3 protein-coding genes are annotated in these 13,250 nt (G+C 45.8%); 2 read left to right on the forward strand and 1 reads right to left on the reverse strand.

Features of this window, described 5'->3' with window-relative positions:
• Positions 1–36: 36 nt before the first annotated feature.
• Positions 37–516, reverse strand: a complete 480-nt coding sequence (locus AC2215_RS14745; protein WP_486810774.1) for a hypothetical protein — start codon at positions 514–516, stop codon at positions 37–39.
• 713 nt (positions 517–1,229) lie between these two features.
• Here AC2215_RS14745 and AC2215_RS14750 point away from each other — a divergent pair.
• Both AC2215_RS14750 and AC2215_RS14755 read left to right on the forward strand, forming a co-directional pair.
• The gene (locus AC2215_RS14750; RefSeq protein WP_486810775.1) at positions 1,230–8,027 is read left to right on the forward strand and encodes a hypothetical protein; all 6,798 of its coding nucleotides are present in this window, start codon (positions 1,230–1,232) and stop codon (positions 8,025–8,027) included.
• A 1,446-nt stretch (positions 8,028–9,473) separates the two neighbouring features.
• Positions 9,474–13,175, forward strand: a complete 3,702-nt coding sequence (locus AC2215_RS14755; protein ID WP_486810776.1) for a reprolysin-like metallopeptidase — start codon at positions 9,474–9,476, stop codon at positions 13,173–13,175.
• Positions 13,176–13,250: the final 75 nt, after the last annotated feature.

A 13,250-nucleotide genomic window follows, 5' to 3' on the forward strand; every position in this document is an offset into this window, starting at 1 on the left:
TTTGTGGCTGTAGACCCGTGCGAAAAGGAAGTGATTTTAGAGGGGATGAAAACGTCCATCTCGCGCCACCCAAGCTCTCGAACCGGGGTCGCGGTGTTTCGTCCAGTTTTTGAAATGCTCCTCCCCTTTCCCCAAGGCTTCTTTGAGACTTTCGGCGGTCACTCCCAGCCGTCGGGCGAGGTTGGCTGAAGTTTGCGAGCGTAGGGTAGGAGCCGGACGTGTCGATGCAGAATTTCGGGATTGAGAGTAACTTCTCGATCGTCCTTGAGTCGCCAGTGCTGCTTCGAGAACTCCCAGGCGCTGCTGCATCTGAGTCATTTCTTCTCTGAGGGATGCCAGTTCGCGCTCCAAGCGAGATTCCGAGTCGTCCGATGGAGCATCCGGCTCGAAAAACTGCTTGACGATGCGGACGAGGGCGGCACTTTCGCTGAGATCGTGAGTTTGGGTGTACTCGCGTAATTTCTGGTGGAAAGGGGGCGGTAAGTAACCGACGATGCGGATATTTTTAGTGACCATCAAGGGTAGGCTGCCAGTATGCTGCTCTGTGCTACCTATTCAGATTACTAGGTGTGGGGTGAGTTGGCCAAGAGTGTGCTGGAGTAGCACACGGTCGCCCGGCGAGAATTTCTGGCCGGGCGATCTTTTTAACCATCCGAAAATCACTTGAATACCGGACGGTCGAAAATCAGGTTGCTGGCTGCTGCATCTAGCATGAGCAGGTTGACTGACAAAAGTCAGAAACCGGCTTGAACCCCATATCGATGAGATCGAGCTTCATAGCAAAGATTAACAAAAGTTCAAACTTGTTGGCTTGCGAATTCTCAGTAAATGTACGGAATTGAATGAGCCAAGCCAAAGCGGATTCAGTGGAATTTCCGATTTAAATTGGTAATTTCTATTTCCCTTCATCATTTTTTAATAAAGCAATACTGATTGTTTATCTATTTTTTTAAAATCGATTAAACAAAAGCGTATGACTACGAGAGTATTTTCTTCAAAAAACTACGAACTTTACATAAAATAAATAAATAAAAAATTTATATTTTCTTTTAGTAAAGTTTACGGAAAAAGACTATTTAGATGGGATAAAGCGTGCGAATATTTCCTGAAATTCTCCGATTCATTAACCCCTTTTTAACCCAATTGGGAAAAGTTTGGTAAGAACGAAAAGTCCCAAGGGGTTGTAACAACCGGAATTCAAAGTATCTGTTATTTCAGGAGACCGCGCCATGCAAACTCATCAGATTTTCAATTCTAGCTCTAACTTCCTCTCCGCCTCTATTCTTGATACCGCAGTTTTGAAGGCACAGCAGCTTTTGACAGCATTTGCGGTTGATGAAGAGTTTGCAAGCAAAATGACACTGGCTTTTGGTGAGGGATTGAATGCCGAACGATTAGAAGAGTTGCGTCAGCAGTGGTGGGTAGGAGATTTTGCGGCGTTTCCACCGATTGAAGTTCGTTCTTCAGCAGAGTTGAATGGGGCAAATGGGGCATTTGCTGCGGCGACGAATACGATTTATTTGTCTGCGGAGTATTTGGAGGAGAATCAAGGAAATTTAGGGGCGATCGTAGATGTTTTTTTAGAAGAATATGGTCATTTTGTGGATGCTCAAGTTAATGAATTAGATGCACCTGGGGATGAAGGAGCAATTTTTTCAGCAGTAGTGAGTGGTGTAGGGTTACACGTAGGGGCAATTCAGAGGTTGAGGGGTGAGGATGATAGAACAACGATTACTTTGAATGGTCAAGTTATTCAGATCGAGAAAGCAGATATAATAGGAAATATTTATTGGACTGATAGTAAAAATAAAAAGCATCCTGTTAGGGGAGCAAGTGTTACGGCTGTTAATAAGAATGATTTGAAAACGATTGGTTCTGATTATACTGACTCTAAAGGAAAATACTCTATCCCTTCTTTAGGAAATCAACCATTTTTTATAGAGATCAAGGCTAATAGCAAATTACATCAGATAAGCCATGGATCTTTTTTTAATGATGATGATGCCGTTCCTCCATTGTTGGAATATCGTGGTCCAAATAATTTCAAGACTTTTACTATACCTCGTACTGAGGATGAACTAGCATTTTCAATTCATGATGCCCTCTACACGGCTGAACAGTATGCAGAAACAGAAAGTGTTCGAGGAACACCACCAGTTCCTAAGAAGCATCCTAAGTTGCGAGTGTTCTTTCCATTTGACAAAGAAGAAGTATCGTTTTATCAGTTTGGTGGAGCAGAAAGGATAGCTATCACTTCTAATGACCCAGATAATTGGGATTTGATTCATCATGAGTATGGTCATTTTTTAGCAGAGATAGATGGATTAATTAGCCACCCTACTGGAGAGTTCAATCACAATCCTGGAGAAAGCAATATCACCAAATATAGTAATAAGGATGTTGGCGCTCGCTTGGCATGGTCTGAAGGACTTGCTAGCTATTTAGGACAGGCTATTCAGCGTGTTACGGCTGAGGAGAGGAAGTTACCCAATGTTCCAGGAGTCAATGACTTAGTCGATACACAGGCAATAAATCGTCGGGTCAATATAGAAACGCATGAAGGTTCTGCCAACCTTGGTGAAGGTGATGAAACATCTGTACTACGGATTTTGTGGGATTTGGCAGATCCTGCAAATGAGCTACACGACCGCATCGCAATAAGTCATGAGAAATTATATCAAATTCTCAACAACAAGATTTCCTCTCTAGATCGACTCGATGATGTGTGGGATTACTTCTATAACAACCCTCATGAAATTGAGATCCCTGAATTCCCTATAACTACAAATGGCTCGGATAACGCTAGGCGAGCAAAATTAGGGTCTATTTTCGAGGAATATGGTGTTTCGCCACACTTAAAAAACATTGTTTTTAACAATCAAACTATTGCTCCAGACAAAAATAAGCAGTTAATAAACTTTCTGCCGAATGATAGTAGTAGCCCGCCAATTTTTACTTGGGAAAAAGGTAATGATAATGCCAACGAGGCTTTTCAAGTTCTTGTATTCAATAGTGATTTCTCTCAGTTTTTACGACAACTTCAACTGAGTAATGTTACACAGTGGCAACCAGACCAAGCGACCTGGAACAGTATTTTAAGCCAACCAGGAGAATATCACATCGTTATTGCTGGTGATGATTTTAGCCCTGCTGTTAACGATCAGTCCCAAGATACAGGTTCATACTGGAGTGGAGCTTACACCTTTACCGTAGCGAATGAGCCTCCAAAACAGACAATAGGTCTCAACACACTACAGAATATAAACAAACTAGCCGATTTCCAGTCGAAAACCAACCCAATTTTTGCCAAAATACCCTTTGTCAATTTACTTCAATCGAGTAGTGCTGCTAGTCCCACCCTTCAGGCAAGTCAAGCACTGACAGTTAATGAAGTTAGCGAAGCGAATGCAGTTGCTGAACTTCAATCGAGTAGTGCTGCTAGTCCCACTCTTCAGGCAAGTCAAGCACTGGCAGTTAATGAAGTTAGCGAAGCGAATGCAGTTGCTGAAGGTGGTGGGTTGCAATTCCTCGGAAATTTAAGCACTAAACTCAGCGAAACATTCGCGCAACTTGGAAATGGTACAGAAGCCACGGTTGATGAAATCCAGACTGCTCTGTTTGAATTACTGAGTCGTGAAGGAATACTCCAAGATTCCGATGATGCTGGAACTGATGTCTCGAAGGAGGATATCGCAATCCTCATAGATGGTTCTGTCGTTCAGTTTAACTTAACGCTAGGCAGTCAGACGGAACTCTTCAACATCCCGTGGCTCCCTGACATCGGTCTTCCCGGACTCGGACTTAACTTTAGCGACCCAACAGCATCAATTGACTTTGGCTATACCTTTAATTTGGGTTTTGGCGTTGACACTGCTGCGAATGAGTTTTTCTTTGATACCTCACCCACAGAAGACCTTAGCATCTCGCTGATTCCATCTTTTCCCCAAGCAACAGCAAATCTGGGACCTCTACAGCTTCAGGCAACAAATCAAGACAGCAAAATTGAATTCTCTGTTGATTTAGATGACGGAGAAGATGGAGATAATCAGTTAACACTAGATGAATTGAGTAATCTGCGCTTCACCCCCGATGGCTCCGCCGATCTAAACTTACATTTAGTGACTAGTATTGAGGGTTCTACCAAACTTCCCTCGATCGAATCAGATTTTAATGTGTCTTGGTCTTTTCTGGAAAGTGGCAGCACTCCAGATGTTTCATTTAACGATGTCGAACTCAATCTTGGCTCGTTTTTTAGCGATTTTGCCAAACCGATTCTAGGAAATGTTCAACAAATTACCCAACCCATTGAAAAGATAGCGAACTTCCTGAACAAAGAGATCGATCTAAAAGTTAAAAAATTTACACCAAAAGATATTCTTGAGGGTTTAGGTGTAATCGATGATGACGATAAAAAGTTCATTGAATCAGTCGGGCAGATTAGCAGCCTCATCAACGATATTCCTAAAAATAGCAGCTTGCCACCCATCAAATTCGGCAGCTTCGATCTGGGAGGCGAAAATATTCTCGACTCCAACTTGAAGCTGAGTAGTGTAACCCCAAACGTTACGGCAACAGCTCCTTCTGTTGAAGAGCAACTTCCAGATAATAGCAAGGAAGAAACATTTATTACGACAATTCCTGGAAAAGGATTGCAATTTCCTATTTTAACTGAACCCACAGCAGCTTTTGACTTTCTTTTAGGAAAAGATGTTAATCTTTTGACCTATGAAACACCAGGTTTATCGATCAACTTTGGGGGTGATGAAGAGGAAGAAAAACTTACATTGTTAAAATTTCCAATCATTCCACCTTTCTTATTTGGCGGACTCAAAGGAAAATTTGATGCAACAATTCAGCCCTTCGAGTTTGGATACGATACCTTTGGAATCCAGAACAACAATCTGGCTCAAGGTTTTTTCATCACCGATAAACCAGAGGACGAAGTTTCACTATCATTGGGTCTCGAAGCCTTCGGTGAGTTAGATGCAGTTCTTGCTAAAGCTAAGGTCGGTGGTGATATTACCGGAACGATTGGCTTCGACCTGAATGGTGGCGACGATAACAAAGTTCGTTTGAACGACTTCAACAATTTGGGCAGTGTTTTCGACATTTCAGGTCAGATAACCGCAGGTCTAAACGCTTCAGTCAAAGTGGGTTTAGGCTGGTTTTCTAAAACTTACCGCACTAGCAGTCCCAGAGTCACGCTGTTGTCGTTTGGTGGTGATGGTGATGGTGGCGATGATCTAGTACCACAGCCCATTTTAGCAACCGATGGTACTGGTGTCATCGAACTCTATATGGGTTCACTAGCCCATCTGCGCGAAAATGCAGGCAACACAGAAGATGGCGCGGAAATCTTTACTGTCCAGCAAAAGCCTGATTTGGAAGGTAATGAAATCTTTTCCATCTCTGCTTTTGGTGTTACCCAAGAAAAACAGAACGTTACCAAGATTATTGCTAAGGGAGGTCTCGAAGATGATGTTATCGACCTCAACCCCCTCGAAGTCGATGCCAATAACAATCCCTTACCCATCGCGGTTCTCGTCCCCGCAGACCTCTCAGGCGGTGCGGGAGATGATTTCCTTCGTGCTGGTAATGGTAACGACGTTGTAGATGGCGGTATTGGCGACGATCTATTAGAAGCCACTAACGGTAACGATCTCCTGAATGGCGGGACTGGCGAAGATCGACTTGATGGAGGTGACGGTGAGGACACGCTGAATGGCGGTGAAGATGACGATCTGCTAATTGGTGGATCTGGAGCGGATCTGCTGGAGGGAGGAGATGGTGTTGACGTTGCCAGCTACGAAACCGCATTAGCATCGGTTTCCATCAATTTGGAAACTGGCGTATTCACCGGCGATGCTGCTGGAGACACCCTCAACTCGATCGAACAAATAGACGGTTCCAACCACGACGACAGTATCGTTGGTAATGCTCAAGATGACGTTTTAGGGGGTCTCCAAGGTCGAGACACACTTCGAGGTGGTAGTGGTGAGGATCTATTAGTCGGCGGTGCAGATGCCGATCTATTAGACGGAGGAGAGGATAGTGATGCTGCGTCCTACGCCACATCGCCGGAAGGTGTATCGGTCAATCTGGAGCAAAATACAGCATCTGGAGGCGATGCAGAAGGCGATGTATTCCTGTCCATTGAAAACGTGGAAGGATCTCAAGATGCAGATATCCTCATCGGTGATGCGGCTAACAATATCCTTAGCGGTTTGAAAGGAGATGATCGACTTGACGGTCGTGCGGGTGACGATACCCTAGGAGGTGGGATTGGAACCAATACGCTACAAGGCGGTTCGGGTCGCGACACCGCATCCTATCGCAACTACGCAAAAATCCAACCTTCAGACGATACCAATACTGGTGAAATCACTAATCCCACAGAGGGGATAGGTGTATTTGCCAGTTTGACCGAAGGAATCGGTCGTGCGGGTGAAGATACAGACGATATCGTTTTTGTTTCAGGCAATGACACCGTTTCAGGCAATGACACCATCATCTTCTCTGATGACCTTGCAGATACCTTCGAGTCCATTGAAGACCTAGAAGGCTCGATTTACGATGACACGTTAATTGGCGATGCAGGCGATAACGTCCTCAGCGGGTTAGCTGGAGGAGACCTATTAGATGGTCGGGAGGGTCGCGATACGGCATCTTATCTAGAGTCTGAAGAAGCCGTATTGATCGATCTCGAACGGCAGATTGCCTCCGGTGGAGATGCAGAAGGCGACGTACTGCAAAATATCGAAAACTTAATCGGTTCCCAACAAACAGATACCCTTGTTGGGAATGGTGCGGATAACGTGCTCACAGGCGCAAATGGTAGTGACACGCTTGAGGGTGCTGCCGGAAACGACACCCTCAACGGCGATGCCGGAGACGACCTCCTCATCGGCGGTTCCGGCAACGGGTGGCCGGCGGACTTCCTCAACGGAGGGGACGGCAACGACACCGCCTCCTACTTCAATGCCCCATCCGGCGTATCTGCCAGCCTTCTCCAGAAAAATGGTTGGGCAGGAGATGCCACCGGCGACCAGTTCGACTCCATCGAAAACCTCGAAGGTTCCAACTTCAACGACTTCCTCGTCGGCGACAACGGCAACAACAGTCTACGCGGTTTGGCTGGAAAAGACGAACTCGACGGCGGATTGGGCGACGACACACTCAAAGGCGACGACGGCAACGATGTCCTCTGGGGGAACGACGGAAACGATCAACTCTTCGGCGATGCAGGCAACGACATCCTCCGAGGGGGTGAGGGTAACGATGTCCTCGATGGCGCAGAAGAAGACAATACCCTCGAAGGTGGCTTAGGAGATGACACCCTCACCGCAGGAGACGGAACCAATCGCCTGGATGCCGGAGAAGGCAACAATACTGTCACCGCAGGCAATGGAAACAATACCGTTTACGCCGGACCCGGAAACGATGCCATTACCCTGGGTAACGGCAATAACGAAATCTATGCCGGAGAAGGCGAAAACACCGTCGCCGCCGGACAGGGAGATAACCTCATCTACGGGGGTTCAAAAGCGGATATCATCACCGTCGGCGATGGCGACAACCAAATCTTTGCCGCAGAGGGCAATAACATCATCACTACAGGAACAGGAAACAACAGTATCAATACCCTCCACGGAAATGACACGATCTATGGTGGGGCAGCGAGCGATCGCATTGAAACCAACGGTGGAGACGATCTAATCTACGCCGCAGAAGGCGATAACTACATCGATGCGGGTTCCGGTAACAATACCGTTTATAGCGGCAGTGGCAGCGATCGATTTGTCCTGAATCCCGGCGACGGCGTAACGGTTATTGCCCAATTCGATGTGGGTAAAGATTTACTGGGATTGAAAAATGGTCTCACCTTCGATCGACTGTCCGTCACTCAAGGAAACAATGGGAACGAATTCTTTACCCAAATTAGCATGGTGGGTAGTGATGACCTTCTCGCAACACTGAAGTGGGTAAAAGCCGAAAACATTACTAGCGCAAACTTTACGGCTGTTTAGAAGAAGAAGGGATCGGCATTTATTGACTTTGTTGAACCCCTTGAGGTGTTGAACTGAACACTACACGAACGAGCAAATGCTTCGCCAATGATTCGTTCCCGAGGAAATAATTCACGACGAAAATGTCAGCTTTAAGCGAAGGAAAAACCTTTCATTTGAGCGACCTTTGTAAAAAACTGAAGTTTAGGTTAAGTACCGGAATGCTTGTGTACGCACTGTAAATCAGTTTATCCAAGCTTCTGGTCGCACTGACTTGTATATGAAAAGAGAATATTTGTCAATCATAAAATTCTCAGTAAATGTACGGAATACGTGCCAGCGAACAAAAGGGAATGTCCATATGATTCTTGAGAAAATATCGGAAGTTGAAGAGTGCTTTACAAAAATACGATAGAGCTTTACTGATTCTCGATCATGTTGGCTTTTTTATTCGGAAAAATACTGATAGAACTCAAGCTTGGGCGGGATAAATTTTCGAAAACTTTACAATTTATTCACACCCAGATGGGTTCTGTATTTGTTTGAAGAACTTAGTGTAAAGTCTCTAGCGGATTGCTATCTCTTATGTAATTATTTATTCTCATATCCGGCAGAAAAATCCCCTTTAAACTAAATTCTATATCTGGCTTTCGAGTTGTATTAGCCTCGGAAATTATACGCTTTCCCTAAAAGTGTCGGGGTAAGTCTCCTGAAGCTTCAATCTTGTTTGATTTGTAAGTCTCAAAAATATACCCAGAAAATGTAGCCTAATGGGTACGACCGTTGAGAACGAAGTTTCAAGCGTTTGAGGGGTCTGATTTTCGTAAAGTTTATACCGATTCTGCGTGAAGCTGTATTACATATAGCCATATTCAGCCACATTAGGACAATTAGTGCAAGCATCTTGCTCGCCGGAAAAAAAGTGGCAGCAGTGAAATGTCCTGAAAAAAATGAATACAGCGACAAATGCGATCGAGTCTCGATCGGGTAAGGGACGATTTCGCACGGCTTCCGAGGAAAAAGGTAGGAACGAATAGCCTCGCTGGAATCCCCAGCGCGTACCAATCCAGACGATTGCGATTCAAACCCTGTATCGATCGCCAAAATCAGTAAATTCAACGGAGGAGGCACTCCGATTTCGTCAACAATGCTTATTCAAGGCATTGGGGATTTGCAGAACATTCTCACTTTTTCAATGACAAATATTTGAACGAACTCGTCGATTCGTCCGTAGGTTTTGGGTGGGGAAATAGCGGGATTTAGCTGCTTCGAGACACATTATTTCAAGAGAAAATCACGATGAAAATACAAGAGCATCAGGAATTGAACTCTCCAGAAGGACTTTGGCAAGCGCTAGATGGAGTTTCACAAGCCAGAGGAGAAGCACAAAACTTCATCCAAGATCACCAATTTGAAGCGTTCGCATTAGATGCAGACTTACTTCAATCCACGCTGGCAACTGCGCCTATGGAGTTTACGACCCATGCTACTCAAGCACCTTTAGAAATCAGTTTGCCCATGCCGGATGGGACGTTCTCTAGTTTCGAGATTGTAGAGTCTCCCATTATGGAAGCGGCTCTCGCTGAGAAATTCCCCAACATCAAAACCTATAGCGGTCAGGGAATTGACGATCCAGCAGCCACGGTGCGTTTTGATTTTACCCCAGCAGGTTTTCATGCTCAGGTGCTATCACCTTCAGGTAGCTTCTACATCGATCCCTTTTCCGATCTGAATGATGACCTCTATATTAGTCACTCTCAAGAAGATTTAGCACTGCCTCTAGATTTTTCTCTTCCAGACAGCTCCATCGATTCAAACTTTCTGTTTAACGATATAGAGGAGTCCATTTCCTCTAATGCTCCTGATGTAGCACAACTTGCATCTAATCTATCCTTGTCCCAGTCTTCGGGCACTGAGCTGTATACCTATCAACTAGCAGTTGCCGCTACGGCAGAGTATACCCAGAATAACGGCGGTACTGTTGAATCGGCTCAGGCGGCGATCGTTAAAGCTATTAACTTTATCAACGGAATCTACGAACCTGAACTCGCAATTCGCTTGCAATTAGTGGGCGACAATGACAAGCTTATATACACCGATCCGAACACCGATCCTTATTCAGAAGAGACTAAGGACAAGGTAATCCTAGTCAACGAAAATCAAGAAAATATCGATAAAGTTATTGGTGATTCTAACTACGATATCGGGCATCTATTTTCTAGCAATGGATTCGGTGGTAGGGCTTCTGGAAAAGTTGGCGTATCCGGCAAAAAAGCTAAAGGAGTGACCGGATTCATTGAGAACGAGTCATTTAACTTGCGTCGTTTAACTACCCTTGCCCACGAACTCGGTCATCAATTTGGAGCTGACCATACCTGGAATGGGGCAGGTTGTAATCCAAAGCAGTACCGTCCCGAAGCAGCATATGAGCCTGGGAGTGGTTCGACTATCATGGCTTATAGGAGTTGTGGTGATGACAACTTACAAGGAGGGCGTAATTTATATTTTCATTCTGCCAGTTTTGACCAAATTCGTGAAACGATTACCACGGGAGTGGGTAAGGACGCGGCAACAATTACTCCCACTGGCAATGCAATCCCAATTGTTAACGGCGGAGCCGACTACACCATTCCAGCACGCACACCTTTCAGACTCACGGCTACAGGCTCCGATCCAGATGGCGATTTGCTGACCTATACCTGGGAACAGCGCGACTTGGGTTCCGACAGGAAGCAACAAGCTCTATCCGCTCCAGACAACGGTTCTAGTCCTCTGTTTCGAGCATTTACCCCCACCCCCGACCCAACGCGCACTTTCCCTCAGCTTTCCGACATACTCAATAACACCACCACCAAAGGGGAAAAACTCCCCACCACCAATCGCGAGTTGAACTTCCGCGTCATCGCGCGAGATAACCGAAGCGGTGGCGGCGGAGTCAATACAGACGATGTAAAACTGACGGTGATCGATACGGGAACACCATTCCAAGTCACCAGTAATAATACAGCGGAAACCTGGACGGGGGGGGCGACGGAGACTGTAACGTGGGATGTTGCTGGAACAGCCGGAGGTTCAATTAATGCGGCTAATGTTAACATCCTCTTGTCTACGGATGGAGGCAACACGTTCCCTACGGTACTGGCTACTAACACCCCTAATGATGGCTCCGCGAGTATAACGGTTCCGCTCCTGAACACTAGCAATGCTCGCATTAAGGTCGAAGCAGCCGACAACATCTTTTTCGACATCTCAGATGTCAACTTTACCATTGACACCAATACCGTCGTTACAAATACCAATGACAGCGGAGTTGGATCGTTACGTCAAGCCATTTTAAATGCCAATGCCTTGCCCGGTCTGAATACTATTACCTTTGAGAGTTCAGTTTTTACAGATGCCACACCAGATTCGATTACCTTGACTTCAGGCGAACTGGCAATCACCGATGACCTAAGAATTGAGGGTTTGGGTGCTAATCAACTGACTGTTAGTGGCGACAATGCCTCCGGTGTCTTCAAAGTTGACGACGGAGATAGTGACAACCTAATCGAGGTTGAAATTGAAGGATTAACCATTACTGATGGAGATGCTGGAGGGGGCGGTGGTATATCGAACAATGAAAACCTGACGGTGAATCACAGCACTCTCACCGGAAACCAAGCAATCATTGGTGGTGCCATTGAGAACCAATTGGGTAGCACGCTAATCTTAAACAACAGCATCATCGAAAATAATCTGGTTAGTGCAAGCGGCGGTGGCATTGAAAACTACGGTGACTTGACAGTCAACAACAGTATCATTAGCAATAACCAGGCAACATTCTCTGGTGGTGGAATTGATAACTCCATTGATGGCAACGTAACAGTCAACAACAGTACCATCAGTAGCAATCAAGCCAACTTTGGTGGTGGCATTGAAAACTACGGCAACTTAACAGTCAATAACAGTACCATCAACAATAACCAGGCAAATAAAGCCGGTGGTGGAATTGATAACGAGGGTAATGGGATTGTCAGTAGCAGCACGATTAGCAATAATTCTGCCGCTGAGTTTGATGGCGGTGGCATCGATAACGGCTTTAACGATACCCTGACAATAACCAACAGTACGATTAGTGGTAACATCGCCAACCGATTTGGTGGTGGCATCTTCAATGATGGTACTCTGACGGTGAACAGTAGCACCATTACTGCTAACACCGCTAATAATAACGGTGGTGGCATTGACAACAGGTTTTCCGGTGTTGTTAGTGTCAATAACACGATTATTGCTGAAAACACCGACAACAGTAGTTTTGGAACCATCCACCCCGACGTTTCTGGAAATTTCCAGACTACCCGCTACAATTTCATCGGCGACGGTACAGGCAGTACCGGCTTCACCTTCGGTGACAACAATATTGTCGGAACCAGTAATGCTCCTATCGATCCCCAACTCGGTCCCCTGCAATACAACAGCGGTCCCACAAAAACTCACGCTCTCCATTTAGACAGTCCGGCAATCGATGCCGCCAATCCCTTTGCGGGTGTCACCATCGACCAACGAGGTATCACTCGTCCAGAAGGCACTGAATCCGACATTGGAGCGTTCGAGCGTCAACTTTTGGCTTCCGAGAACCTGATTACAGGCAATTTCTCTGGAACCGCTGTTAACGACTTTATCAATGCCTTGGGCGGAGACGATACGGTTGATGCTGGTTCCGGTAGCGATGTCGTCAATGGTGGTTTTGGTAACGATCTCTTGAGAGGACGCAGTGGAAAAGATCATCTCATTGGTCATGTGGGAGATGATAGGCTAGTCGGTCAAGCTGGAAATGACATCCTCTTAGGCGGAGATGGAAACGATCGACTCTGGGGAGAAGCTGGCGACGATTTGCTAATTGGTGGCAATGGTGATGATTTCCTTCTCGGTTGGGAAGGAAATGATTTTGTTTCCGGTGGTGCGGGACAAGATACCTTCGTCCTCGCCAAGAACCATGGCACAGACATCATTTCTGACTTCACAGTTGGGGAGGATCGCATTGGTTTGAAGGGGGGGGTGAGCATCAGGAAACTGTCCGTGACTCCGGTGAATAATAGCGACACCCAGATTGCTTTGGGCAACGAAATCCTAGCGATTTTGGAAGACGTGACCGTTTCGCGCAGCGAAATCGATTTCGTCCGGGTCTAAACCTTAATTGCTTTTCTTGACCCTCTCTGACCTCCATCCTCATTGGGTGGAGGTTTGGGTGTAGCGGTAGTGACT

The organism is Zarconia sp. (genome assembly GCF_057467645.1).

Coding starts and splice junctions, on each gene's coding strand:
- AC2215_RS14755 (WP_486810776.1), top strand. CDS start 9,474: ATGGAGTTTACGACCCATGCTACTCAAGCACCTTTAGAAATCAGTTTG.
- AC2215_RS14750 (WP_486810775.1), top strand. CDS start 1,230: ATGCAAACTCATCAGATTTTCAATTCTAGCTCTAACTTCCTCTCCGCC.
- AC2215_RS14745 (WP_486810774.1), bottom strand. CDS start 516: ATGGTCACTAAAAATATCCGCATCGTCGGTTACTTACCGCCCCCTTTC.